The organism is Methylocella sp. (assembly GCF_041905455.1).
Classification (GTDB): domain Bacteria; phylum Pseudomonadota; class Alphaproteobacteria; order Rhizobiales; family Beijerinckiaceae; genus Methylocapsa.
Genome location: NZ_JAYRLA010000016.1, coordinates 1 through 22,728, shown reverse-complemented (window position 1 = coordinate 22,728; position 22,728 = coordinate 1). Strand labels below are relative to the sequence as shown.

Below are 22,728 nucleotides of genomic sequence, written 5' to 3'. Positions count from 1 at the left end.
CGCGCGGCCGGCAAGGGAGGGGCTTCATGCTGAAATCATTGATGACGGCGGCGCTCGCGCTCTGCGCCGGCGCCAGTTGCGCCTACGCCGAAAATCCCGTCACGATCGGACACACAGCCAAGGGTCCGTCGCTTGTCGACGCAAAAGGCATGACGCTCTACACTTTCGCGAAGGACGCCGGCGGCAAATCCGCCTGCAACGGCCCCTGCGCGGCCAACTGGCCGCCGGTCATGGCGGCCGCGGGCGACAAGCCCTCGGGACGGTATTCGATCGTCTCGCGCGACGACGGCTCGAAGCAATGGGCCTATGACGGCAAGCCGCTCTACGCATGGAGCAAGGACAAGAAGCCTGGCGACGCGACCGGCGACGGCTTCCTCGACGGCGCGTGGCGCGTCGCCCAGCCCTGATCCCGCGCACCGGCCGCGACGGCGAGGACCGCGCCCCGCGCGGCGCTCGAGCGCCTGCGGCCGGATGAGCGCATTCTACCGACAAGAAACGCCCCGGCTTCAAAAGCTTGCGAGCCATGCGCCGGCCTTGGCCTCGCGCGAGGCCGACGCGTCCAGATGATCAGCCCGGCGACGCCGGAACAGGTCGCGCGCGGGCGACGTCGACGATGCGAAGGACAGTTGCAGTTCAGGGCGTCTGCCGTTAAGGGAGAGGCCTTGGGCCGGTGTCGAAGCCTTACAGCCCGCCGCAATAGCTCAGCCGGTAGAGCACATCATTCGTAATGATGGGGTCGGGGGTTCGAATCCCTCTTGCGGCACCAATCTTTTCAAAGGTTTAGGTTATATCATCGGGGCGCAAGCCCCGAAAACGCCCCGAAAACCTACCGCCGCCCGCGCCCCGAGACGCTCGCCACGACGCGTTTCAGGGGACCTGGCGACAGGTGGCCATAGCACTCCTCGACGAGCTTCGCCGTCGTTCCGATCGCGGCGGCGATCTGCTCATAGGAATGGCCCTCCTGCAGCGCCCAGGAGGCGAAGGTGTGCCGCAAAACGTGCGGAGTGACCTCCTGGCCAAGGCCCGCGTGCTTCCGCGCCGTGTTCCACGCCCGGCGCATTTTTTTCATCGGCAGCCCGTCCCACGTGATTACATAGGCCCCGCCCTCCGTGCGCCACCGGCGCATATGCGCGAGCAGGCGATCAGAGATCGGCACCGGCGGACGGCGCTTGCTCGACTCTGTCTCCACGAATCCCTTCTGGAAGATCAGCCCTTCTTCAAGGTCGGCCCAGCCCGCGTCGGACGACGGGAGCCAGCGCAAGCGCATGATCGCCTCGTGCCTCGATCCGGTGTAGAGGGCAATGAGGATGAAGCGAGCGACGTGCCGGGCCTTCTCTTTGCGCGTCGCCCAGATCAGGCGGGCCGCTTCGCTCCTCGACAACCACCGCAGACGGGCCGAGGATTTTTTCGGAAGCACGACGGGAATCCTTGCCGCAAGCTTGCGCTCGCGGAACGCGTAGCCGAGCGCCGCGGACAGGATCGCGAGCTCGCGTCGCGCCGTTGACGAGCTCACCCCCCGGGCCTTGTCTTTGTTCTTCGTGAAGTTCGCGACCTGCTGCGCCGTGCGCCAGGCGACATAGTCCTGACAGCGTCCGGGCGTCACGTCGGAGGCGTGCTTGTCCTGCCACCACTCCAAGATCCTGACGAGGGCTTGCGCAGCGAACTCCGGGCGCCCGAGCGCCGGCGCGCGCTCATCGGCATAGAGATTCAGGACGTCGGCGAGCCGAACACGCCGGGGATCACCGTCGCGGAAATCTGGCTTGTGCTTCCCGGCGAGGTATGTCGCGAGCTTTTCTTCAGCTTCTCGATGCTCGCCCTCGCCGCAGCCTGTGCCGCTTTCATCGCTTCCGTCTCTGATGACCCAGACTGGGGCGCGGCCTTTTCGCCGCCTGAGGTACAGGTGCGCTCCTTTGGGCGGACGCGGCATAGCTCGACCATCCTCTCGACCGCTGCGAGCGTCGTAAAATACGCTTTCCCGATGCGGGACACGGCGAGGTTGCCGCGCGCCGCTTCCTTCCGCAAGACCGCAGGGCTGACGCCGCCGTCAGGAAACGCCAGCCGCGCTGCTACATCAAGCCGAAGCGGCGTATCGCGCCCGATCTCGGCGGCGGAAAGAACAGGTGCGGGGCGGCTCATTGCGCGGCCTCGGCCGCCGCGCTCGGGAACTCGCTATATTCCCGGCCGTCGAGCAGCCGGCCGGCGCGGCGCTTGCCGATCCGGTCTACGCGAATGACGCGCTCCCCATGGAAGCCTTGGCCGCCTGCGAGGTTCAGCCATTGGCCGCGCGGCGTTTTGTTCGCGATCACATCGCACCGACGCCAGTCCGGGTCGTCGTGATCTCTATCGTAGATCGGCCCCCACTCCCCCCACTGCTTGAAGAAGAGCGGCACGCCGGCCGCGGCGCACTGGTCGCGAATCGAGCGCGCCCAGTCCGGATGCATCGGCCGCGCGCGCGGGCCGCTCTCGCCGCCGACGATGATCCAGTCAATCGCGGGCGAGAAGCCGTTGACGGCCCGGATAAACCAGTCGTGGAAATTGATTCCGCCGAGCAGCGGCTCGGCGCTCATGAACCGCACCGCCGCCGGCGTCGCGAGCAGGTCGGGGACGCGCTCGTCGGCGCGGCGCTGGTCCTCGGCCGAGACGCCGAGCCAGACGTTCGGCAGGGGGAAAGTCGGCCGCAGGATAGCATCCGGCCAACCCGCCCCGCGCATGGCCAATCGCTGCTCGTGACGGCTGATCGGCAGCGAGCCGGGCGGGTTGGCGTCCGGCCAGACGATGTTCCAATCGCCGGCGCGCGTGCCAAGAAAGCGCTGATCTTCGCGGCGACGTTCAGGGTCACACTGCCGCCACCGCGCAAGCGGCCGACCAGCTTTCCGTCGTTGACGGCGAGCCGGCCGAATGTCGTCGCGGACATAACGCGCTCCTCCAGGAAGGCGTCGATCTCGCGCAAAAGAGCTTCGGTATCGATCATGAGCGTAGCGTAATAGGCAAATGCCCATAACATCAAGAGGCAAACGCCCATTAGACGATGGGCGCAACGGTGGGCAGATTCCCACGCATGGACGACATGATCAGAAAACGTCTCGACGACCTCCTGACGATGGGCGGCATTGACTACAAAAAAGCCAGCAGCTTCCGCGAAGGCAGCGACACCTACGTCTGGCAGGCCATCCACAGGGAGCGCGGCAAGGCTGACGAGATCGAGAAGATCGTCTTCGCGATCGGACCGTCCTTCGTGCCGTGGGTGATGAAGGGCATAGGACCTCGCCCGACGCCGGAAATGGTCAGGCTTTCGTTCGAGCGTCGCGAGGAGGAGCGCGCCGCGAGCGCCGGCCTTCCTAATGTAGAGTGGCGCCGGGGGGGCGTCCTGTCTCTGGTTCGCGCGACAGTTGAGGCGGTCCTTCAGACGATGGGTCCGATCGGCCAGGCGACGCCCGCGGAGGCTCTGGAGACAGTATTCCGATCGACCGTAGAAGCGCTTCTAGCCCAGCCAGGCGACGAAGATCCGATTGATCCAGTTGTGCTGGATCAGCTTCGCGCCGAGCACGCAGCTCGTAAACGACCTCAAGGAGACTTGCATGGATCAGCTCATGATAACGCATCATAGAATCGAGCCCGTCGAAATAGATAGTTTATAATCCCGTATCTATACTGCGTCAGGCTGACGGCGTTCTTAACGATGCGTAATGTGCAAAAATATAAAGCTGAACACAGATTGAAAATGATGATCAGACGCAATGAATATAATTCTCATCAGGATATAATGAAAAGGTTTTGTCGCGCGCGCAGGAGCGCGGAGCGTGGCGCGCCACTGTTTTGCTTCATCGCCGCGGCCGGTTGTATTCTTCTCGGCGCAGTCCGTGGCGCGGCCGCCGCCGAGATTGATCCTGATTACGCGACCGGGCTCTATGTGCTGGCGATCGGACTGTCTCAATCCTGCCCGGCCTGGCAGGTCAACACAGGCGCGGCGTCAACGCTTCTCTCGCTCGCCGGCGTCGCCCCTGAGGATTACGATCAGGGCGGAAAGCGCAACGCCGCCTTCATGAAGACGGCCGCGTCGGTCAAGACCAGACTCGCGCAGCAGCCGCAGGCTGCGTCATGCCGTGACGCAGAGGGGATGTTTGGCCCGAAGGGCGCGCTCTTCAAGCGGCTCCTGAAGGAGGCCGCGCCGGACCGCGGAACGCGATGACGCCCAACGGCGAGCGCATCGGCGCGGTCATCAAGATCGAATATATCGACAGGTTCGACCAGAAATCGTCGCGCACGGTGCGCGTCGAGAACCTATCCAAGACGAAATACGGAATATATCTGACCGCATTTTGCATGCTTTATCATGCAGAAAGAACGTTCAGACTTGACGGAATCCAGTCGCTGAAAGACCAGAGCGGGAAATCTTGGGAAGCGACGGAATATTTCGGCGGCTGGATCGCCGCCATACCAGAACTGACCCCATTGCGCGGGACTTCGCCAGTCGGAGTTGATCTCGCGCGGCCAGGCGTCCTCGCCCTGATGTGGGTTCAGACCGCCGCTCCAGATCGAGACGATGGCCCTCAGCTGCTCGACTATATCCGGGACAGGCTCGCATCCAAAGCTGCTGCGCTCACTGAAGACGACGAGGCCCAATGGGCGTACTGGCTCGAGCGGCAGACGCCAACCTTCGACGTCGCGAGCGCCTGTGTCCGGCGGCTAGGGAAAGCCGAGCGGGCGCTGGTCGACGCGACGGTCGCGAGGCTGATCGCTTCCTCGCCCGATCGCGTCCGCAGGGCGCGGCGCCTCAAGATCGGCGACGCGTGAGGTCGGCTTCATAACTTCTGAAAATTGTCAAGGAGAGTTCGGCGCCGGGAATCCGCGCGCGAGCTCTCCTTGACATGCGCGCGCCGCCGGCTGCGCCGCCAGATGGGCAAACGCCCATAATTTTATTCTGCCCATTGACACCATGGGCAAAAGCCCACAGGATGCGCCCATCGCAATCCGGTGGGCGCCTCCATGGACATCCAATCCGACCTCGATCCCAGCGTGCGGCTGCTCGCGCATTTCCGCGCCCGCGAGCGGCGTCTCCATCTCGACGAGGAAAACAGCGACCTCCGCGCGCAGGTCGCCCGGCTCAAGGCGCAGCGCGTCGCGCAGCTGCGGATCATCATCCGACAGGCGCAAGCCTGCGCAAGCGCCTCGCCGCCTCGCAGGCGCGCGTGCTGGCGCTGGCCGCACGGCTCGACGAGGGCCGGCCGCGGGCGGCGGCGGACCGCACCCGCCACGACCGTGCCGACGAGATCACCATCGGCGCGATGCGCCACGTCCTCTCCGCCCTCAGCGATTCCGAGCTGGAGCTGGAGCCCGTCCGCTTTGAGGCCTACCGCCGCGCGCTCTTCCTCAATGACGAGACCTTCCGTCACTTCGACGCCGCCGCGCTCGCCGTCGAGCGCATCCGCCGCGCCGCCATGCGCGCGCCGGCGCTGGCCTGAGCGTGATGGCCGCCGCCGCGCAGGCGCGCAACCCGCTCGAGATCCAGCTTTTCGGCCCGCGCGCCCTCATGGACGACTCGACGCTGATCGACATGCGCATCGGCGCCGACATGGGCGCCGTCTTCGCTCAGGCGGGCGTCGTCTACGCCGCCGATCTGCTGCGCCTCGGCTGGACCCCGTCCCAAATCGAGGCCTTCCAGACCCGCTGGGCCAAGGGAGAAGTCAAGTGACCTATGACGAGCTGCGGGCGCTGCTCCCGGACTTCGACGCCCAGATCGCGGCCGACGTCGCCAAAATTCCGGCCGAACATCTTCGTGACGACGGCCGCCTCGGCGCGCAGATGCGCATGGAGACGGCGCTCACCGCGCCTTTTTTGCTCTGGCTCGCGCATGAGATCAACCGCTCGGCCACGCGCGGCACGAAACCCAGCGAGATCGCGTTCGGAGCGGCGGCCGGCATTAGCGCGTTCGTCAAGAGCCTCGCCGACAATCTCGCGCGCAGCGGGCGCCAAGCCGCGTTTGTCGGCGATTTCCTCGCCAGCGTCGCGGTGGACATGGAGCCGCGCCTGCGCGGCGATCCCAGCGACAGGCTCGACGGAGGCCAGACCATCGTCATCGACGTGCCGAGAGGCCGCGCATGACCGCATGGATGCAAGGCCGGCGCGGCCGTCCGATCGACCTCGTGCGACCCACGCCTGCCGAGGTCGATTTCCGCGACATCGCCGACCAGCTCGCCCAGATCAACCGCTACTGCGGCGCGCCCGTGGGTGCTGCTGCACGACGCGCACGAGGCGCGCATCAGCGACCTCACCACGCCGCTCAAGGCCGCGCTGATCGAGATCGCCGACGGGCTCGTGCGCAACGGCGGCCGCCTGCTCCGCGCGACGATCTCGACGATCTCGCTGCGCCACGACGAGGCGATCCACGCCGCCGCCGGCCTGCGGCTCCCCGACGCGCGGCTGAAGGAGGCGATCCGCCGCGCCGACATCGTCGCGCTGCAGACCGAGCGCCGCGATTTCGTCGGACCCAGCGCGCGGCCGTGGGCGCCCGACATCGAGGCCGTCGCGCCCCTGCGCACGGTCTACCGCCGGCGGCCGGCGGCCGACGTCGCGGACGACCTCTACGCGATGTTCCGCCGCTGCCTGCCCAACCTCATGGAGCGCGCCTGATGCGTCAGATTTTTCGCGACGTCCTTTGGACCGTCGCCTTCCTCGCCCTCGTCGCCTTCGGCCTCGTCATGCTCGCCGCGCCGGGAACGGTCGCGCCATGCGGGCCGTCCTCCGGCTGGCTCGTCGGCGGATGCGCCTATCTCGCCATGCGCCCGTAAGCCGGCGCGCAGCAAACCGGAGCATGATTAATGTCATCCTTTCTTATCCGCCGCTTCCGCGACCTGCTCGACCAGCTCAACAGGGGCCGCTTCATCGAGAAATGCGACGAGCATCTCGCCAAGGTGGTCGAGACGCTCGAAGGCCTGCCTGACCAGAAGGGCAAGGCGCAGATCACCGTCACGCTCGACGTCGCCTATGAGAGCGGCCGGCTCGAGATCAGGCCGACGGTGAAGACCAAATTGCCGGAGGACAAGGCCTTCGGCGGCACGCCGTTCTGGGCGCACGAGGGCGCGATCAGCGTCCAGCACCCGAGCCAGATCGACATGTTTTCCGGCCCACGCGACGCGCTGCGCGATCGCGACGCCGGCTGATGGAGGAGCATCATATGACCGAGCGCAAACCGACGAAGCCCGCCGGCGATCAGCCGCCCGCGCAGACCGCCGTCGAGCCCGACCATCTGATCGGATCGACCCCCTTCGCGCCCGAGGCGTCGGTGCTGATCAACCACGCCGACGTGCTCGACCGCATCCGCGACCTCGCGCTCGAGAGCCGCGACGTCGACCTCATCGACCTGCCGGCGCCCGAAGGCGCGATCGGCGTGCCGGCGAGCGTGCCGGCGCTGGTCAAGCATGGCGCGACGCCGCAAATCGTCGCCCTCGAGGCGTTCTTCGAGCCGCACCGCACGGCGCCGACGCAGCGGAAGGGCACGGCGACAGTCACCACGCTCGCCAGCTTCTGCGATCTCGTCAACAGGCACAAGGACGAGCACACCGCAGTCTTCGCCAAGTCGGACTGGCCGGACCCGAGCCTCACCGCCGTGATCGACTACCACACGACCGACCACGTCGCGCGCTTCGGCAGGCACAGGGTCCATTACGCATTCCCGCTCACCGACGAGTTCCGGGCGTGGATGAAGCACGACGGCGCGCTGCTCGAACAACGCGAATTCGCCGAATTCCTCGAAGAGCACGCGGCCGAGCTCACCGCGCCCTACGACGCCGAGGTCAACGAATATGAGCGGCTGTTCAAGGAGAAATTCGCGACTCCGAACCAGTTGATCAACCTCTCGCGCAGCCTCGAAATCTTCGTGGGCGCCAAGATCAAGCGCGCCGAGCGGCTTCAGACCGGCGAGCGCACCATCATCTTCGAGGCGACGCACGCCAACGCCAACGGCGATCCCGTCGACATTCCCGGCATATTCATGGTGAGCGTGCGCGCCTTCGTCGACGGCGATCCGGTGCGCATTCCGGCGCGGCTGCGCTATCGCGCGGGCGCCGGCGAGATCAAATGGGCCTATCAGCTCTACCGGCCGGAATTCTGGCTGCGCGTCCAGGTCCAGGACGACCTCGCCACCGTGCGCCAGAGGACGGAGCTGCCGACCTTCGAGGGAGCGCCAGAGTCGTGAAGCTCGCCATCGAGCGCGCGGACCTGCACGCGGCCCTCGGCCGCGTCGCAAAGATCGTCGAAGCGCGCAGCACCATCCCGATCCTCTCCTTCCTGCGCCTCTCGGCGCAGGACGGCGCGCTCACGATCACCGGCACGGATCTGGACGTCGAGGCGACGACAATCGCGCCGGCCGACGTCGGCGCCGCGGGCGAGGCGACGGTCGCAGCGCGCGAATTCGCGTCGATCGTCACCAAGCTTGGCGCCGGCGCGCAGGTCGAGCTCGAGGCGGCCGACGGCAAGATCGTGGTCAAGGCGGCCCGTGCGCGCTTCACGCTCGCCACGCTGCCGGTCGAGGACTATCATCGCGCAACGCCGGCAGCACGCTCCCCCTCCTTTTCCCGCTCAAGGAGGCGCCTCATGACGTCCGAAAGTCTGCCTGTAGCTGAGCGGCAGGACATCATCGTGCCGATCGTCGGCGGCCAGATCGTCGCCGAGGGCGGGATCGTCTATCTCGAGATCGGTCCGCTCAGCCTCTCCCTCTCGCTGGAGGACGCCGAGGAGACCGCGGCGGCGCTGGAGACGGTGCTGCGCCGCATGCGCGGCGAGGACGAGCCATGAGCGGGCTGGAGCTCTTCACGCTCCTAACGCGGCTTGCAGCGCGTCTCGCAGCGCTGCTGCGGAAGCCCTGTCGAGCTGGATCTGGATCGGACGCAGGACAGTGTTCTGAACCAATAGAAAAATTTGGCCTGCGTCTGATCCCGCTACCTCAATCGCCGGATGATCGATCGCCAGGCTCGGTTTCTGGTGGGTCGGCGGCGTACCTGGCTGCGGTCCGCCGGCCGCCGGCGGCAGCAGGCTCAACCTGCCCTCCTCCAGCGCGTGCAGGATTTCGTCGAGCGCGCCGAACGCGCCCTTCATCGCCGCGGCCGGCAACGGCGCGTCGCAGCGCCAGGCGTCCTTCGCCCGCTCCAGCGCGGCGGCGTAGGTCGCGACCCATTCCGCCGGATGCGCCGCCTCGCGCGCGCAGCGCCACACGAGGCGGCCCATCGCCGTCTCGATCGCCAGCATGCGGCCTTTCAACCGCTCCATCTCATCGCGATCCGCCGGGGCCTCGCTCTCGTTTGTCATGACGCCTCACATCCCTTGAAGTTCGTCCGGGCGGCGCGCCGCCGCCGCCGGGACCGTCGGAAGACCCCGGAAGACCACCATGTCCGCTGTGGAATTGCCTCCGTCATCGCTCCCCCTCTGGCCTCAACAGATGCCAGAGGAGCGTTTGCAGATGTGCAAAAAGTTTTTGCGTTCGGCGCAAAGAGCGGAGTCCGAGTTCGTCGCCGAGGCGGCCGGCTGGGCGGAAGACCTGACGCGGCGCGAGGCGCGAGGGTCGGGCGATTTCGCCAACGCCATGCGGCGCGTCGCCTCGCGCCTCGGCGTGCCCTACGGCGCGCTGTGGGCGCTGCGCTACCGGCCGCCGAAGGGCGTTCTCGCCTCCCTCTATTTCGCCCTGCGCGACGCCCGCGAGGCGGAACGCGCGCGCCAAATCCGGGCTTTGAAAAATGAACTCGAGCACACCGAGCGGACAGCCGGGCCTGATCATCATAGCGTTCGCACGGCTCGCGCTGTGGTGGACCAGGCGGACTGCGCAAATGACTGAACTCGTCTACTTTCTCGATGACGGCGCCGGGCGCATCAAAATCGGCGTCAGCGGCCGGCTGACCGCGCGAATCCGTCAGTTGTCTACAGGCAATCCAGGAATGACGCTTATGTGCGTCATTCCTGGAGGCGGAGATCTCGAGAAGGAAATTCACAAGCGCTTTGCTGCTTACCGGCTCGGTGGCGAATGGTTTCGGGCGGCTGAGGAGCTGCTCGCATTCATCGCAGCAGTCGGATGGCCAGTCGGAAGCTGGGATGAGATCACGGAGTTGGGCGTCAATGAAATGCGGGCCATAAGCGTAGCCGCATCTGGTCTCCGTGATTTTCTGCGCGCAGTGCACCCGCGATCTACTGCATTTTATGTTGCCGCGCGCACGGGTCAGCCTGTCCGCACCGTTGAGAAGTGGATCGACGGATCATCCAGACCAAATTTCGAGGGACTTGTCGCGCTACTGCGCGCCTACGGACGGCCGTTAGCGGAGACGCTGATCTCTTCGCAGCAGACAAAAAGGGCGGACTTGCCGCGTAAGTTTGATGGTCCCGCCTGATGGCCCCCCGCTGGACGCCGCAGATGGTCGACCGCGCCGTCGCGCTGCGCAAGGACGGGCGTACCGCCACCGAGGTGGCTGAGGCCCTTGGCGTCACCCGCAACGCGGTGATCGGCCAGATGCATCGGGTGAGATGCGCGGCGGCCCCGAATCAGCCGAAGCCGGTGAAGCCGCCGGCGCGCAACCCCGTCGCTGAAACGAAGCCCCGCGCGAAGGCCTGCGCCGTCACGCCGCCGGCGGCGCCGAAGGCGCGCCCGCCTGCGCAGCGCGGCGGCTACTTTTCGTTATCGGCCTGGACGCCGGCGCCCGCGCCGAAGCCGCCGCGGCTGCATGATTTCGCGGTCGAGCCGGGCGCCGTCTCCTTCGAGGCGCTGCGCTCCGGCGCGTGCCGATGGCCGTCAGGCGGCCCGGAGGCGGCGGACCTCATGTTCTGCGGCGCGCCGGCGCTCGAGGGCCGCCCCTATTGCGCCAGGCATTGCCTGCGCGCCTACGTGGCGCCGCACCGGCCGGCCCTGTGCGCGCAGCTGCGGGCGGAGGGCGCGCAATGACCCGCCTCGCCCGCGAGGAGCTCGCCGCGATCAAGGACGCCCATCCGCTCGACGAGCAGATCGGCGCGCGCACGAAACTTTCGCGCGCCAATTCGCGCGGGATCCGCGAGGGCCAGTGCCTGTGCAAGCCGGTGCGCGGCAAGCGGCCGCTGTGGGTCAACACGCGCACGCAGACGTGGGGATGCCTCGCGCGCGGCAGCGTCTGCGGCGGCGACGTCTTCACCTTTCTCGAGCAGTTCGACGGGCTCGATTTTTCCGCCGCGCTGCGCTCGATGGCCGGCACCGAAGTGGTGCGCGACCCTGAGGCCGCGGCGCGCATGGAGGCGGAGCGTCGCCGCCGGGCGCAGGAGCAGGAGGCGCTCGACGCGGCACTGGCCGAGGAGGAGCGAGCGCGGGCCTTCGCCGCCTGGCGCGCGGCGACCGCCGCCGACGGCACGCTGGTCGACGCCTATTTCGCCCATCGCGGGCTCGAGCCGCCAGCCTCGAAAGCGCTGCGTTTCTCGCCCGCCGAGCCGTACTGGCATGCGGCGGACGACGAGGGCGGCCGCCCGGCGGTCGTCCATGCCGGGCCCTGCATACTGGCGGCGATTCAGGGGAACGAGCGCGGCTTCGGCGACGTCGGCGAACCACACGTAATGAAGCCTCTCAGGGAAGCGCGCGAAGAAGCGTCGATCACTCACCGGGCCGCGCTCATGCACGGCTCGGTCCTGTAAAAACTTCGCGTTTTTCGCGATATCGAACTTGCCCGCAGAAGCGGGTTGAGGTAGGGGTTTCATGTTGAAGTTGCCTTTTGTCCTTGAGGCCGTTCTGTTGTCGCAGAACGGCCTCTTCTTTTTCGGGGTGTCACGATTGGCTGGCTGCCGATTTCAGGCGGCGAGGCCGTTGAGGTAGGCCTCGACGTCGGCGAGCCGAAAGCGCGTGCTGCCGCCGAGCTTTATGCACCGAAGGCGCCCGTCCGCCATCTCGACGTAAACCTTCGACCGGCTGATGCTGAGCAGTTCGCACAGCTCCTTGACAGAGAGCAGGCGCAAGCTATCGACCGCGACGTGGGGCGCGGTCTCGGCAATGTTATTTTTGGAAGATCGAGCGCCGACCATGACAAGCATCCTTCAATGTAGGAGCTGCGGCCAGATGCGTCGTGCATAGAGGCGCAGCCCATAATTACGGTGCGCACGTCATATGCGTGATTCGGAATCAACCATACCGCAAAGACGGCGCAAGACGTCTTTGGACAAAAAGATAGCTTCAATCACCGACAAGGCGATCGAGGTCTTCCGATGTGACCATCTGACGCCCGCACAGCCGCCGCCGATCGGGCGAACCCGCGCGCAGGTTCGGGAAAACCCGCAGGCGATCTCCGTCGCCGATCACGATGTGCTGCGCCTCGAACAAGGTCAACTCGGGATCGCCCAGCCGCAGGATGAGGCGGTTCCCAAGCGGCTTCCATTCATTGTTGCGTCCCCTCTCGGTCATTCCTCATGCTCCTCTCGTTTTCCTCGATGATCCGTTCACCGACCATGCGGAGGGCTCGCTCGATCCTGAAGCCGAAATAGATTAGCAGGACAACCCACAGCGGGGGGGGGGGGTAGATTAGGCACACGGCCACCGCAACGGCGATCTTGATCGCCGCCCATAGGTAGGCGGCTATAAAGAAGGCGATCACCCCGAGGCCACGCCTGACGTCCCGCCACTTCACACGATTCTCTTCCGCGTACTACGCGCGCAGCGCCTCGACCTTCGGCCAGTCGAGGCCATCGCAGGGCATGCCACCAAACCTTGCGGCGATTTCCTCTTTCGTCATCGCAAAAAACCTCCAATGGGGCGCCCCACCAGTGCGGAGCGCCGATTGCTCGTCACGCCTCGATCAAGCTGGCGAAATGCTTCCTGTCATCGGGATATTCGCCCTGTCGCTCGATGACGTAGCGCATGGCGCGCACTCGCGCGTCCATCCCATCCGGCGTGTGCGCCGCACGCTTCAGCACCTCCACGCCACACCAGAACGCCATGCTGCGGTGGTTCCGGGCTGCGCGCGAGAATATGTTTTCACCGCGGCCTTCGTCGGCGATCACCTCACCTAGCGCGTCGTCGTGGCTCTTGGCCCACCGAAGCAGCTCTTCGTCGGGGTGAGACGCAGCTTCGTCGGGCGCATCTCCGACATGCACGGGCTGCGTCCATTCAGGGACGGGCGGTTCGCCAGTCTCTCCTGTCGCCGAACGCCAGATGTTGACGAGCATCCGGCTCAACGGATCGGAGCGGTCGAGTTCAATGTCGCCAATGCAACTGCAATCAAGCGCCGCCTGGGCGAGGATCGCGACTTCAGCTTGCGTCCGCGGCGTCATGTCGGCCAGCGCTTCGAGGGCGAGGTCCCGCCGATCAATCGCGGCTTCGCCAAGAGCGCCATCGCAATCGAGCGTGTCGTCGATCCTGTCATACTCGGTCGCGGCGGCCATGAATGCGGCGTAGAGCGACGCGATATCCATGCCGATGATGTTTGTCATTAGATGTCCTCCATAACATAGTGAGTGCGCTAACGGCCCGCCGCAGAGCTGCTACGCGGGCCGCGCCATGGATAGCGCCTCGATCCAAGCCTGAATTTCCGACGCGCGCCATCGGGCCAGCTTGGTTCCGGCGGAGACGGGGCGCGGAAACGTCCCGTCAGCCATCTTGCGGTAGATCGTGGTCGAACCCCATGCCTGTGATCACCTCGACCTCCTTCCGGCGCAGGAGCCGGTCAAGCTCCGACATTGGCGTCGACCGGCGAGTTCTGAAACCATGCGGCGAACGTCGGCTCGCCAGTCTCGCCCGACGTCAAGCGCCAGATTTGCATAATCAGCCGGCTCAGCGGGTCGGTGAAATCGGGTTTGGCGTCGCAAGCGTCGCGGATGGCGAGCGCGGCGTGCGCAAGGATCGCAACCTCGGCTTGCGTCCTCGGCGTGACGCTCGTCAGAGCATCGAGCGCGGCGTCAGCGCGACCGCTCGCCGCTTCCGCGCGCCTATAATCAAGCTCGTCCTCGGTGTCGCACACTTCGCCGCTGGCGGCGACGAACTCGGCGTAGAGCGCCGCGATATCGTTACTGATGATGTTGATCATTCGTTACTTCCCTTCGGTTGGCTTCATGTTGTGAAAGTCGCGACGTTCCATGTCCCGATTTTCGGGATTTTTTGCTTGCATCGCCGCGCCATGAATGACACTAAGAGGACAATACAGGTGCGAGAATCGCTGGGTCAAATGAAAAATCCTTCCCCGGGGCAGATTAAGGCTGGCCGCCACCTTGCGGGGTTATCGCAGGCTGACGTGGTTGATGCGACGGGGCTGTCTATTCGGACCATCAAGCGCGCCGAAGACGAGCAAGGCGCGACCATTTCTGACGCCGCCATAGCGGCGATCGTCGACACTCTCGAAGCCGCCGGCGTGATCTTCATCGCCGAGGGCGAGATGCGCGACGGAGGGCCGGGCGTGAGGCTGCGCCAAAATCCCAAGCAGCTTTAAAAATCGGCCCGCAGCGCGTTGCAATCATACGCTGAAGGCCCTATGTAGTTCGCGCGGAGTGCGCAGCCCGGTGGCGTGCGAGGCTCATAACCTTGAGGTCGCAGGTTCAAATCCTGCCTCCGCAACCAATCGCCTCCCATTCTTGCTCCGCCGCCTTCCAGCCTACGTTCCGGGCGTCGCGTCGATCTCTGCGATCAGGTCGAGCGATTGTTGTCGCTGGAGGACAAGCAGCTCGCGCAGATAGATCAGAATGTCGTATGGCGGCCGCTGTCGATCGCGCGCCATGTGGTTGACCCATTGGTGCGACTTGCCAAAATAGCGCGCCATCCCGGATTGCCAGTGGTCGCCCCAAACCTGCTCGGCGCAGCGGAGCCAAAGAGGATCATCGTTCACGGTCATATCCCCTCTCCCGCCGGATTAAGCGCGGCGAACAACTCAATGCAGCGTGTTTGCAGGGCGTCGTGGCGCGCCCACGCCGCGTCGAGGCCTTCGCCTGTCGCGTCCCATTGCCATGCGGCGTCCTCAAGCCGCTTCACAAGATCGGGCGGCCTGCGATGTAAAGCGTGGTCTCGGCGTCGGGCGCGACCTCCATGCGTCCGTTTCGCTCGAAGATGAGCGCGTGCATGTTGGGCGGCAATTCCGCGGCGAGTTTGCGCAGGGCGACGTTTCGTTCGCTCTCGCGCCGGGCTTCGATCACCCTGAGCGCGCTCGCCAGATCGGAAAGCTCGCCGAGATTGGCGTCATATTCAGCCTGTAGCGTAGGGTCCGCCATCTTCATCCCCTCAATCTGCGGCTTCGACCTTGCGCCGATAGGCGCGCCGGCTTCCCGCGATCCGCTTCGCCGCCTTGGCATCGAGAAGCACGCGCGAGCGCCTATGGCCGCAAAACGGTGACGACCGAGACCGGCCGGATCGAGTTGGAGATCCCGCGTGATCGGCAGGCGACGTTCGATCCGCAGCTCATCGCCAAGTACCAGCGCCGTTTCCCCGGCTTCGACGACAAGATCATCTCGATGTACGCCCGCGGCATGAGCGCCCGGGAGATCGTCGGACATCTGCGCGAGCTCTACGGGATCGAGGTTTCGCCCGATCTTATCAGCGCTGTCGCCGACGTGGTTCTGGAGGAGATCGCCGCTTGGCAGGCACGGCCGTCGGAGCCGGTCTATCCGCTCGTCTTCTTCGATGCTCTGCGGGTGAAGGTCCGCGACGAAGGCATTGTCCGCAACAAGGCCGTGCACATCGCGCTCGGGGTCCGCGCTGACGGCGCCAAGGAGATTCTCGGCCTCTGGCTAGAGCAGAACGAGGGCGCGAAGTTCTGGCTGCGCGTCATGAACGAACTGCGCAACCGCGGCGTCGAGGACATTCTGCTCGCCGTCGTCGATGGGCTGAAGGGTTTTCCTGATGCGATCCGAGCCGTTTTCCCGGAGGCCATGGTCCAGACCTGCATCGTCCACCTGCTGCGCCACAGCCTGGACTTCGTCTCTTACAAGGACCGCAAGCCCGTCGCGGCCGCGCTGAAGGGGATTTACCGCGCCGTCGACGCCGCTGCCGGCGAAGCTGCGCTCGGCGCCTTCGAGGAGGGCCTCTGGGGTCGCCGATACCCGGCCATCGCCCAGAGCTGGCGACGCGCCTGGAGCGAGGTCGTGCCGTTCTATGCCTTCCCGGCGGACGTCCGGCGCATCCTCTACACGACCAACGCGATCGAGGCACTGAACGCCAAGCTGCGCCGCGCAGTCCGGGCCAGAGGCCACTTCCCGACCGACGAGGCCGCGATGAAGCTCCTCTTCCTCGTCTTGAACCGATCCGAGAAGGAGTGGAAGATGGGGCCGCGCGAGTGGGTCATGGCCAAGGCCCAGTTCGCCGTCATCTTCGGCGAGCGCTTCACAAGAGCCATGGCGGCCTGATGTGCAACCCGCCGCCCGCACACGGAATTCCCGACAGTCCCTGGCCTTCCCGAAAAAATGCTACGCTTTGCGGCGAAGGAATCCCGTAATGCGTCCCGAACCAAAAAAGCCGCTCATCGTCGTCAGCTACGCCCACAACGACGAGCCGGAACACCCAGCCGACGGCGAGGTCAAATGGCTGTCCTTCGTCATCGATTTCCTCGAAGCGGCCTTCAGGCCACGCGCGGTCGAGATCTGGCGCGATCGCCTCATGCCCGGCGGCACCGACTGGGAGCCGGAGATCGCGCAGAAATTCCGCGCTTGCGACATTTTTATCCTGCTCGTCTCGCGCTATTCGATGAAGTCGGAGTACGTTCTCGACAAGGAAATTCCAATCATTCGCGGGCGCCAGGCGAAGGGTGAAAAAGTTCATTTCTACCCGCTCGTTTTGACGCCTACGCCCAAGGCCGGGCTCGCGACCGTCCGCGACAAAAATCTCCGGCCCAGGAATGGCAAGCCGCTCTCCGATTTTTCACCCAACGAGCGGTTGCGACAGATGAGCGAGGCCGCCGACGAGATCGCCGAAATCGCCGCGACAATCGTCGCAGGTGAGAGCATTTTTAGCGCCAACGCCGAAGAAGCGCGCGCAAGGACCAAGCCTTTTCGAATATTCATTTCCTACAGCCGAATAGACGACACTCCGCCACCCGGTAATCCGGCTGCTGGTTATGTTAAACATTTTCGCAACCAGTTGATGTGGGAACTCCGACAAAGGGGCCATGCGGATTCCATTGTTTGGATGGACGCAGATAAGTCGGAATTGATGGATTCTTGGTCTAACGTTGCCAAGGAGGCGTTGCTTGAGGCAGATTTTTTTATTGTTGTTTTATCAAAAAATTACCTTCAAAGCGAATGGTGTAAAAAAGAACTTGAAGAAATAATTCTACTAGAAAAACAACTATACGGAGCGGATGGTCGGCGCATTTTCCCGGTTTACAAAACCCCTGTTCCAATGGAACACGTCCCAGACACTCTAAAAAACGTTAATGGTCTCATGTTATACAACGATATGTCAGAATATTATGATCGTGGACGGGCGAAGTCGGAATTTTTTCTCGTTCTTAGTGAACTCACGAATGCGATTGATCGCCGGCTGAGGGAGTTGGGCTGAACGGCACCCCGACGAAGCTGTGCGGGCACGGTACGGAAGCATTCCTCGACGCCCATTCCACGGAAAAAAGATACGCAGAAGCCGGCTCATAGTCCGATCAGCGTGTTCCGCAAGGCGACAGCCAGAGAGGAAATGCTCTTGCGCCTCGCCTCGCTCGTGGGCGCACCACAGGAGAAGACATCCTCGAAAAATTCAAGTTGCTCGATCACCGAGCGCAATTTCAGCGGCGAGCCCACATGGCGCCAGGCGCGGCGATAGGGCACCACGAGATCGGCGAGTTGCGCGTCGAGATTCTTGGCCGAAGCGATCGCGTCGATCAAGCCGGCGTCGGCAACGAGGACGAGCCGCCAGAAATCGTCATCCTCTTCCGGCGGCTTGTCAATCAAAGCCTTCAGCCGTTCCGCAACTCTCGCGTCGCAGTCGCGCCCGTCGCGGATGGCGACGCAGATGCGCGCGCAGGAGGCCATCAGCTGCGGATAGGACTTGTCCTCGTCTTGCGCCAGTTCGGCGGCGCGGTCGTAAAGCGCCGCCATTGTCTCCAGCGCATTGTCCTCGCCTCCATCGGCGTATTGGATCTGCGCGAGCTGTTTCCAGCAGCCGCCTTGGAGCACCAAACGTTCGCTCGTCTCGCCAAGCATCCGGGTCAGCTCTTCGATGGAGGCGAGCACCGCGCGAATAATCTCGTTCACCTTTTCCGCGTCCCTCTCGCCGGGCGCGGTGGATCTATGACACGCGACGGCGTTGCGCGCGCGCAGATTGGCGAGCTGTTCGGCTGCCTTGACCGTATAGGATGCGTCGCTGCTGCTGACAGCCGCCTCATAGTGGGCGATGGCGACAGGGAAATCGGCCAGTTCGCCCCAAGCTTCGGCAAGGGCGACGCGCAATTCGGCGCAATGGAGCCAGTTCTCCGCCGCCGTTTCAATCTTTTCGAGGCGCGATTTTAGCTCGTCGATCTTGCGTTCGACGCCGATATTCAGTTCGTCGCGGATCTGGCGCACGGCTTCAACCGCTTCGGACGCCGCTACGAAACTGAATTTTTCGCCGCTGGACTTCGAGTCGGGGAGCACACGCAGCCGGTAATCGGGGTCGCCGTAACATTGATAGGCGCCCCAGGTCGCGTCGGCGCCGCCGTTCTTGCGCGCTTCGCGATAAGCGTCGCGCCGCGCGTTCAATGTCGCATCGCCGAAGGTTTCTCCGTTAAGTATCCCCTTGTAGAAGCGCTGGGCGAAAATCGAGGCGGAATTGTCGTCGATCGCCCAGCCGGCGGCGATGACGCAGCGCGCGCCGAGTTTGATGAGTTCGATTGCGATATTGGCAGCGAATGGTGGCCGGCCTTCGAGATCAGTCTGGCCGACGCCGAGAAAGCAGCAATTCACGAAAACAATGCCGGGACTGACCGGAATCTTAGGCCGTCGACTCATAAGCTTTGACGCCAGATTCTGGCGGCGACGAGTTTGACGGCCTAAGCCTCCTGCGCGACGCCTTCCCGGCGCGCTTGCGACGTTGATCGACGCGCCGCGGCGTCCTAATAGGGGCCGCGCGGCGACCACGTTCCCGCCCCAAGACGGGAGATCAAGACCGGGACGGCCCGGCGGCTCGACAGGAGGTCGCCATGGCGTGGGTGGTTCTGGTTTTCGCCGGGATTTGCGAGGTCGTTTGGGCGACGGCGATGAAGCAGTCGCAGGGTTTCGCCCGCCTTTGGCCGTCGATCGTGACGATCGTCGGAATGTTCGTCAGCTTCGGCCTGCTGTCGTGGTCGATGCGCGTCCTGCCGCTCGGCGCGGCCTATATGGTCTGGACGGGGATCGGCGCCGTCGGCGCCTTCATCGTCGGCGTCGTCCTGCTCGGCGAGTCGGCGAGCCCGGCGCGGGTCGCCGCCGCCGTCCTGATCGTCGGCGGCATCGTCCTCATGAAGGTCTCGACGCCCTCCTGACGGGAACGCCGCGCGTCTAGAACAGGCGAAGAAGGAGCGGCGCCAGAAACGCGGTCAACACGGCGTTCAGCGCCATTGCGACGCCGGCGAACGCGCCGGCGACGGGATCGACGTTGAAGGCGCGCGCCGTGCCGATTCCATGCGCGGCGAGGCCGATGGCGAAGCCGCGCGCCGCGTAATTGCGCAGGCGCAGCGCGTTCATGAGCGGCGTGGCGATCACCGCGCCGATGACGCCGGTCAGGATGACCAGCACCGCCGTAAGCGCCGGCTCGCCGCCCGCCTGGTCCGAGATCGCCATGGCGACCGCCGCGGTCACCGATTTCGGCGCGAGCGAGACGAGCACCGTGCGCGGCGCGCCGAGCGCGGCGGCGATCGCAAGCGTCGAGACGACGGCGGTGACCGAGCCGGCGAGAAGGGCGGCCGCCATCGGGGCCATGTAGCGGCGCACGAGCGGCCAGTTGGCGTAGAGCGGGACGGCGAGGGCGACGGTCGCAGGTCCCAGCAGGAAATGCACGAATTGCGCGCCGTCGAAATAGGTCTTGTAGGGCGTGCCGCTGAGCTTCAGCAAGCAGGCGACGAGAACGACCGCGATCAGCACCGGATTGGCGAGCGGATTGAGCCGGAAGAAGCGCGCCAGCGCGTCCGCCGCGATCCAGGCCAGAAACGTCACGGTCAGCCACAGCAGCGGCGTCGTCGAGAGATAGACCCACAGGCTGAACGGCTCGTTCACGGCGCTTTCTCCGCGTCGGCGCCCGTTCGCCGGGCGACGGCGACGAAGACGAGGCCGGTGACGGCGAGCGTGGCGGCCGTCGAGACGACAAGGGCGAGCGCGATGACGATCCCGTCGTCCGCCAGAAGCCGGAGATGCTGGACGACGCCGACGCCCGCCGGCACGAACAGCAGCGCGAGATTCTGCAGCACGCCGGCGGACGCCTTGCCGACGCTCGAATGCTTCAGCGCCTCGGCGTCGAGCCCGGCGAGGCGCTGACAGGCGAACAGCCCGAGCAGCATGAGGACGAGCCCGACGACAGGGCCCGGAACCGGGAGCCGCAGTCCGCGCGAGACGGACTCGCCTGCGAGCTGGCAGACGAGAAGCAGGACGAAGCCATGAATCATGGGAGCGCGTTCCCGACGTCGACGTCACTATGGAGCGCGCGCGCGACCCTGTCGAGACGACGGCTCCCGCGCCGGCTCAGGACAGCAGCTTCCCCACGAGGACGCCGGCCGCAGCCGCCGAAGTCGCGATCGCCAGGGTCTCGAACACGGCGCGCGGGATGGAGCTTTTCGCCACGAGGCCGCGTCCGACGCCGAGCGCCGCGAGCAGCAGGGCCGTCAGGCTCAGCGAGACGATACGCGCCGTCTCCATCGGCAGGAAGGCGAAGGGCAGCACCGGCGTGAAGCCGGCGAAGAGGTCCGAGGCGAACATCCAGAACGCCTGCGCGGCGGGGCTCGCCTCGTTCGCGTCGGAGAGCTCCGCGCGCAGGCCCAGGGCGGCGCGCGGCGCGCGGCGGAGCGCGTCCGTCACCTGATTCACGTCCCGCCCGGCCATGCCGCCGCGCGAGAGCGCCAGGGCGACGGCCTCGACCGCGGCCCGCGACTGCGCCGCGTCGACCGCCTCCGCGCGGCGGGCGCGGCGCGCGTCGCGCACCGATTCGGCGTCGAGGTAGCTGCCCGCCATCATCGACACGGCGGCGGCCGCCGCGCCGGTCGCGCCTGCGACCAGCACCGCGCGCGGATCGTCGGTCGAGAGCGCGACGCCGAAGACGAGGCCGAAGATGGAGACGGCGCCGTCCTCCATGCCGAACACGACGTCGCCGATGCAGGCCTTGAGCGAGGCGAAGAGACGCGGCGTCGGCATCAGGCTTCTCCATGACGCGCCGTGCGCCTTCGAGGACGTTCAGGATCCGGGCCGCGCGGGCCGCCTCGCCGCTTTTCGCCTATAGTGCGTCCGCCCTCAACCATAAGAATCGAGGCGGACATGAGCGGACCGAAATTGTTCGAGCCCTTCGCGGCGGGGCGCCTCAGGCTGGCGAACCGCATCGTCATCGCGCCGATGTGCATGTACTCCGCGCAGGACGGCCGCATGACCGACTGGCACGTCATCCATCTCGGCCATCTCGCGCTCTCGGGCGCGGGGCTGCTGACGATCGAGGCGACCGCCGTGCTGCCGGAAGGCCGCATCACCTATGGCGACGTCGGGCTCTGGGACGACGAAACCGAGGCGGCGCTGGCGCGCACGCTCGAAGCGGTGCGGCGCTGGTCCGACATGCCGATCGCCATCCAGCTCGCCCACGCCGGCCGCAAGGCCTCGACCGAGAAGCCGTGGCTCGGCGGCGCCCAGATCGCCCCGGATGCGCGCAACGGCTGGCGAACCGTTGCGCCCTCCGCCCTGCCCTTCGCGGCGCATGAGCACGCGCCGACGGCGCTCGACCGCGGCGGGATCGCCCGCGTCGTCGACGCCTTCGCCGCGGCGGCCGAACGCGCCGGACGGCTCGGGATCGACGCCGTGCAGATTCACGGCGCCCACGGCTATCTGATCCATCAATTCCTCTCGCCGCTCTCCAACCGGCGCGAGGACGATTATGGCGGACCGCTCGAGAACCGCGCGCGCCTCGCGCTGGAGGTCTTCGACGCCGTGCGAAAAGCTTTCCCGGCCGAACGCCCGGTGACGATGCGCGTGTCCGGGACCGACTGGGTCGAGGGCGGCTGGGACGTCGGGCAGACGATCGCCCTCGCCAGGGCGCTCGAGGCGAAGGGCTGCGACGCGATCCATGTCTCGAGCGGCGGCCTCGATCCGCGGCAGGCGATTCCGGTCGGTCCCGGCTATCAGGTTCCGCTCGCCCGCGCGGTGAAGCAGGCGACGAGCATGCCGGTCGTCGCGGTCGGGCTCATCACCGAGTACGAGCACGCCGAAGCGATCGTTTCGACCGGCGACGCCGACCTCGTCGCGCTGGCGCGCGCGATGCTCTACGACCCGCGCTGGCCGTGGCGTGCGGCGGCGCATCTTGGCGCGAAGGTTCGCGCGCCCGAGCAATATCTGCGCTGTCAGCCGCACACGCTGCGCGACCTGTTCGCCGTCGGCGCCAAAGGCTGAGGCCGAAGCCGCGCCGCTTGGAGCGTGTTCAGCGGAGTCCAATTCGCTGAACACGCTCCAACTATTTGTTTAAACGCATTTTCTCGACGCAAAAGTCTGCAACTTTTGCTGGGGGGAGTAGGAGCGTCAAAGGCGACCATATCTTGTATGTCCTTTGCGCGCTCATTCCTGTCCTTCCCCGTCTTCGGCATTCCTACCGGGCTCAGCCCGTCGCGTACAGGCGCGCATGATCGCCTT

Annotated in this window: 35 protein-coding genes, 2 tRNA genes and 1 pseudogene; 23 read left to right on the top strand and 15 right to left on the bottom strand. The window is 65.7% G+C overall.

The features are described 5' to 3' along the window. Positions 1 to 26 precede the first annotated feature (26 nt). On the top strand, positions 27 to 407 hold the full coding sequence (locus ACE3OG_RS13280; protein ID WP_374309403.1) for a hypothetical protein: 381 nt from the start codon (positions 27 to 29) through the stop codon (positions 405 to 407). Positions 408 to 690: 283 nt separating this feature from the next. Continuing rightward, positions 691 to 766, top strand: a tRNA-Thr gene (locus ACE3OG_RS13275). 60 nt (positions 767 to 826) lie between these two features. Here ACE3OG_RS13275 and ACE3OG_RS13270 read toward each other — a convergent pair. Together ACE3OG_RS13270 and ACE3OG_RS13265 are read right to left on the bottom strand one after the other, a co-directional pair. Next, entirely contained in the window at positions 827 to 1,927 is a 1,101-nt protein-coding gene (locus tag ACE3OG_RS13270) for a tyrosine-type recombinase/integrase (RefSeq protein ID WP_374309401.1), read from the bottom strand. A 205-nt stretch (positions 1,928 to 2,132) separates the two neighbouring features. Then, positions 2,133 to 2,711, bottom strand: a complete 579-nt coding sequence (locus tag ACE3OG_RS13265; protein WP_374309460.1) for a DUF5131 family protein — start codon at positions 2,709 to 2,711, stop codon at positions 2,133 to 2,135. 347 nt (positions 2,712 to 3,058) lie between these two features. On the opposite strand from ACE3OG_RS13265, the gene ACE3OG_RS13260 reads away from it, so the two are divergent. From ACE3OG_RS13260 to ACE3OG_RS13250, 3 genes are all read left to right on the top strand, one after another. Further along, a complete protein-coding gene (locus tag ACE3OG_RS13260) occupies positions 3,059 to 3,607 on the top strand; it encodes a hypothetical protein (protein ID WP_374309399.1) in 549 nt (182 codons plus the stop codon). 72 nt (positions 3,608 to 3,679) lie between these two features. Beyond that, positions 3,680 to 4,189, top strand: a complete 510-nt coding sequence (locus ACE3OG_RS13255) for a hypothetical protein (RefSeq protein WP_374309397.1) — start codon at positions 3,680 to 3,682, stop codon at positions 4,187 to 4,189. Then, positions 4,186 to 4,794 (top strand): hypothetical protein, encoded by a 609-nt coding sequence (locus ACE3OG_RS13250; protein ID WP_374309395.1) that lies wholly within the window; start codon positions 4,186 to 4,188, stop codon positions 4,792 to 4,794. The genes ACE3OG_RS13255 and ACE3OG_RS13250 overlap by 4 nt, the downstream gene beginning before the upstream one ends. 27 nt (positions 4,795 to 4,821) lie before the next feature. On the opposite strand, the gene ACE3OG_RS13245 is transcribed toward ACE3OG_RS13250, so the two are convergent. Beyond that, positions 4,822 to 5,154: a hypothetical protein gene (locus ACE3OG_RS13245; RefSeq protein WP_374309393.1), complete on the bottom strand. Its 333-nt coding sequence runs from the start codon at positions 5,152 to 5,154 to the stop codon at positions 4,822 to 4,824. Positions 5,155 to 5,189: 35 nt separating this feature from the next. On the opposite strand from ACE3OG_RS13245, the gene ACE3OG_RS13240 reads away from it, so the two are divergent. The 8 genes from ACE3OG_RS13240 to ACE3OG_RS13205 all read left to right on the top strand — a co-directional run bounded on the left by ACE3OG_RS13240 (position 5,190) and on the right by ACE3OG_RS13205 (position 8,793). Then, positions 5,190 to 5,462, top strand: a complete 273-nt coding sequence (locus tag ACE3OG_RS13240) for a hypothetical protein (protein WP_374309391.1) — start codon at positions 5,190 to 5,192, stop codon at positions 5,460 to 5,462. A 2-nt stretch (positions 5,463 to 5,464) separates the two neighbouring features. Then, the gene (locus tag ACE3OG_RS13235; protein ID WP_374309389.1) at positions 5,465 to 5,692 is read left to right on the top strand and encodes a hypothetical protein; all 228 of its coding nucleotides are present in this window, start codon (positions 5,465 to 5,467) and stop codon (positions 5,690 to 5,692) included. Further along, complete coding sequence (locus ACE3OG_RS13230) at positions 5,689 to 6,102, top strand: hypothetical protein (protein ID WP_374309387.1); 414 nt, start codon at positions 5,689 to 5,691, stop codon at positions 6,100 to 6,102. The genes ACE3OG_RS13235 and ACE3OG_RS13230 overlap by 4 nt, the downstream gene beginning before the upstream one ends. A gap of 126 nt (positions 6,103 to 6,228) precedes the next feature. Further along, a complete protein-coding gene (locus ACE3OG_RS13225) occupies positions 6,229 to 6,630 on the top strand; it encodes a hypothetical protein (protein ID WP_374309385.1) in 402 nt (133 codons plus the stop codon). Then, a complete protein-coding gene (locus ACE3OG_RS13220) occupies positions 6,630 to 6,788 on the top strand; it encodes a hypothetical protein (protein WP_374309383.1) in 159 nt (52 codons plus the stop codon). Before ACE3OG_RS13225 ends, ACE3OG_RS13220 begins: the two co-directional genes overlap by 1 nt. A 30-nt stretch (positions 6,789 to 6,818) precedes the next feature. Next, the gene (locus ACE3OG_RS13215; protein ID WP_374309381.1) at positions 6,819 to 7,160 is read left to right on the top strand and encodes a hypothetical protein; all 342 of its coding nucleotides are present in this window, start codon (positions 6,819 to 6,821) and stop codon (positions 7,158 to 7,160) included. Positions 7,161 to 7,174: 14 nt separating this feature from the next. After that, on the top strand, positions 7,175 to 8,194 hold the full coding sequence (locus tag ACE3OG_RS13210) for a DUF2303 family protein (protein WP_374309379.1): 1,020 nt from the start codon (positions 7,175 to 7,177) through the stop codon (positions 8,192 to 8,194). Further along, a complete protein-coding gene (locus tag ACE3OG_RS13205; protein ID WP_374309377.1) occupies positions 8,191 to 8,793 on the top strand; it encodes a hypothetical protein in 603 nt (200 codons plus the stop codon). Before ACE3OG_RS13210 ends, ACE3OG_RS13205 begins: the two co-directional genes overlap by 4 nt. Before the next feature lie 15 nt (positions 8,794 to 8,808). On the opposite strand, the gene ACE3OG_RS13200 is transcribed toward ACE3OG_RS13205, so the two are convergent. Then, entirely contained in the window at positions 8,809 to 9,303 is a 495-nt protein-coding gene (locus tag ACE3OG_RS13200; RefSeq protein WP_374309375.1) for a hypothetical protein, read from the bottom strand. 79 nt (positions 9,304 to 9,382) lie between these two features. Here ACE3OG_RS13200 and ACE3OG_RS13195 point away from each other — a divergent pair, with 79 nt between their 5' ends. From ACE3OG_RS13195 to ACE3OG_RS13180, 4 genes are read left to right on the top strand one after another with little or no spacing between them, the layout of a single operon-like run. Then, positions 9,383 to 9,826 (top strand): hypothetical protein, encoded by a 444-nt coding sequence (locus tag ACE3OG_RS13195; protein WP_374309373.1) that lies wholly within the window; start codon positions 9,383 to 9,385, stop codon positions 9,824 to 9,826. Further along, on the top strand, positions 9,819 to 10,373 hold the full coding sequence (locus tag ACE3OG_RS13190; protein ID WP_374309371.1) for a GIY-YIG nuclease family protein: 555 nt from the start codon (positions 9,819 to 9,821) through the stop codon (positions 10,371 to 10,373). Before ACE3OG_RS13195 ends, ACE3OG_RS13190 begins: the two co-directional genes overlap by 8 nt. After that, a complete protein-coding gene (locus ACE3OG_RS13185) occupies positions 10,373 to 10,921 on the top strand; it encodes a GcrA family cell cycle regulator (protein ID WP_374309369.1) in 549 nt (182 codons plus the stop codon). The genes ACE3OG_RS13190 and ACE3OG_RS13185 overlap by 1 nt, the downstream gene beginning before the upstream one ends. After that, positions 10,918 to 11,634, top strand: a complete 717-nt coding sequence (locus ACE3OG_RS13180) for a hypothetical protein (protein ID WP_374309367.1) — start codon at positions 10,918 to 10,920, stop codon at positions 11,632 to 11,634. Before ACE3OG_RS13185 ends, ACE3OG_RS13180 begins: the two co-directional genes overlap by 4 nt. A 153-nt stretch (positions 11,635 to 11,787) precedes the next feature. Here ACE3OG_RS13180 and ACE3OG_RS13175 read toward each other — a convergent pair whose 3' ends face one another. The 5 genes from ACE3OG_RS13175 to ACE3OG_RS13155 all read right to left on the bottom strand — a co-directional run bounded on the left by ACE3OG_RS13175 (position 11,788) and on the right by ACE3OG_RS13155 (position 14,012). After that, positions 11,788 to 12,018 (bottom strand): helix-turn-helix transcriptional regulator, encoded by a 231-nt coding sequence (locus ACE3OG_RS13175; RefSeq protein WP_374309365.1) that lies wholly within the window; start codon positions 12,016 to 12,018, stop codon positions 11,788 to 11,790. 148 nt (positions 12,019 to 12,166) lie between these two features. After that, the gene (locus ACE3OG_RS13170; RefSeq protein ID WP_374309363.1) at positions 12,167 to 12,394 is read right to left on the bottom strand and encodes a hypothetical protein; all 228 of its coding nucleotides are present in this window, start codon (positions 12,392 to 12,394) and stop codon (positions 12,167 to 12,169) included. Between the two features lie 380 nt (positions 12,395 to 12,774). Beyond that, complete coding sequence (locus tag ACE3OG_RS13165) at positions 12,775 to 13,419, bottom strand: hypothetical protein (protein WP_374309361.1); 645 nt, start codon at positions 13,417 to 13,419, stop codon at positions 12,775 to 12,777. Positions 13,420 to 13,470: 51 nt separating this feature from the next. Further along, positions 13,471 to 13,596, bottom strand: coding sequence for a helix-turn-helix transcriptional regulator (locus ACE3OG_RS13160; protein WP_374309457.1), 126 nt, complete (start codon positions 13,594 to 13,596; stop codon positions 13,471 to 13,473). Between the two features lie 56 nt (positions 13,597 to 13,652). Then, positions 13,653 to 14,012, bottom strand: coding sequence for a hypothetical protein (locus ACE3OG_RS13155; protein WP_374309359.1), 360 nt, complete (start codon positions 14,010 to 14,012; stop codon positions 13,653 to 13,655). A 30-nt stretch (positions 14,013 to 14,042) separates the two neighbouring features. Here ACE3OG_RS13155 and ACE3OG_RS13150 point away from each other — a divergent pair, with 30 nt between their 5' ends. Both ACE3OG_RS13150 and ACE3OG_RS13145 read left to right on the top strand, forming a co-directional pair. Continuing rightward, entirely contained in the window at positions 14,043 to 14,411 is a 369-nt protein-coding gene (locus tag ACE3OG_RS13150; RefSeq protein ID WP_374309357.1) for a helix-turn-helix domain-containing protein, read from the top strand. Between the two features lie 52 nt (positions 14,412 to 14,463). Further along, positions 14,464 to 14,539, top strand: a tRNA-Met gene (locus ACE3OG_RS13145). A 34-nt stretch (positions 14,540 to 14,573) separates the two neighbouring features. On the opposite strand, the gene ACE3OG_RS13140 is transcribed toward ACE3OG_RS13145, so the two are convergent. Both ACE3OG_RS13140 and ACE3OG_RS13135 read right to left on the bottom strand, forming a co-directional pair. Then, on the bottom strand, positions 14,574 to 14,810 hold the full coding sequence (locus ACE3OG_RS13140) for a hypothetical protein (RefSeq protein WP_374309355.1): 237 nt from the start codon (positions 14,808 to 14,810) through the stop codon (positions 14,574 to 14,576). Positions 14,811 to 14,943: 133 nt separating this feature from the next. After that, positions 14,944 to 15,183, bottom strand: a complete 240-nt coding sequence (locus ACE3OG_RS13135) for a hypothetical protein (RefSeq protein ID WP_374309353.1) — start codon at positions 15,181 to 15,183, stop codon at positions 14,944 to 14,946. 90 nt (positions 15,184 to 15,273) lie between these two features. Here ACE3OG_RS13135 and ACE3OG_RS13130 point away from each other — a divergent pair. Then, a pseudogene (locus ACE3OG_RS13130) lies at positions 15,274 to 16,314 on the top strand (IS256 family transposase); the annotation flags it as partial. An 88-nt stretch (positions 16,315 to 16,402) separates the two neighbouring features. Then, positions 16,403 to 17,464 (top strand): toll/interleukin-1 receptor domain-containing protein, encoded by a 1,062-nt coding sequence (locus ACE3OG_RS13125; protein ID WP_374309351.1) that lies wholly within the window; start codon positions 16,403 to 16,405, stop codon positions 17,462 to 17,464. Positions 17,465 to 17,550: 86 nt separating this feature from the next. Here ACE3OG_RS13125 and ACE3OG_RS13120 read toward each other — a convergent pair whose 3' ends face one another. Next, positions 17,551 to 18,885, bottom strand: a complete 1,335-nt coding sequence (locus tag ACE3OG_RS13120) for a tetratricopeptide repeat-containing protein (protein WP_374309349.1) — start codon at positions 18,883 to 18,885, stop codon at positions 17,551 to 17,553. 191 nt (positions 18,886 to 19,076) lie between these two features. Between ACE3OG_RS13120 and sugE the strand changes: the two genes are divergently transcribed. Further along, positions 19,077 to 19,397, top strand: a complete 321-nt coding sequence (gene sugE / locus ACE3OG_RS13115) for a quaternary ammonium compound efflux SMR transporter SugE (RefSeq protein ID WP_374309347.1) — start codon at positions 19,077 to 19,079, stop codon at positions 19,395 to 19,397. A 16-nt stretch (positions 19,398 to 19,413) separates the two neighbouring features. Here the strand turns inward: sugE and ACE3OG_RS13110 are convergent, their stop codons facing one another. From ACE3OG_RS13110 to ACE3OG_RS13100, 3 genes are all read right to left on the bottom strand, one after another. After that, a complete protein-coding gene (locus ACE3OG_RS13110) occupies positions 19,414 to 20,127 on the bottom strand; it encodes an LrgB family protein (RefSeq protein ID WP_374309345.1) in 714 nt (237 codons plus the stop codon). Then, on the bottom strand, positions 20,124 to 20,513 hold the full coding sequence (locus ACE3OG_RS13105; RefSeq protein WP_374309343.1) for a CidA/LrgA family protein: 390 nt from the start codon (positions 20,511 to 20,513) through the stop codon (positions 20,124 to 20,126). Before ACE3OG_RS13105 ends, ACE3OG_RS13110 begins: the two co-directional genes overlap by 4 nt. A 76-nt stretch (positions 20,514 to 20,589) precedes the next feature. Next, entirely contained in the window at positions 20,590 to 21,255 is a 666-nt protein-coding gene (locus tag ACE3OG_RS13100) for a VIT1/CCC1 transporter family protein (RefSeq protein WP_374309341.1), read from the bottom strand. Between the two features lie 120 nt (positions 21,256 to 21,375). Between ACE3OG_RS13100 and ACE3OG_RS13095 the strand changes: the two genes are divergently transcribed. Beyond that, a complete protein-coding gene (locus ACE3OG_RS13095; protein WP_374309339.1) occupies positions 21,376 to 22,491 on the top strand; it encodes an NADH:flavin oxidoreductase/NADH oxidase in 1,116 nt (371 codons plus the stop codon). Positions 22,492 to 22,728: the final 237 nt, after the last annotated feature.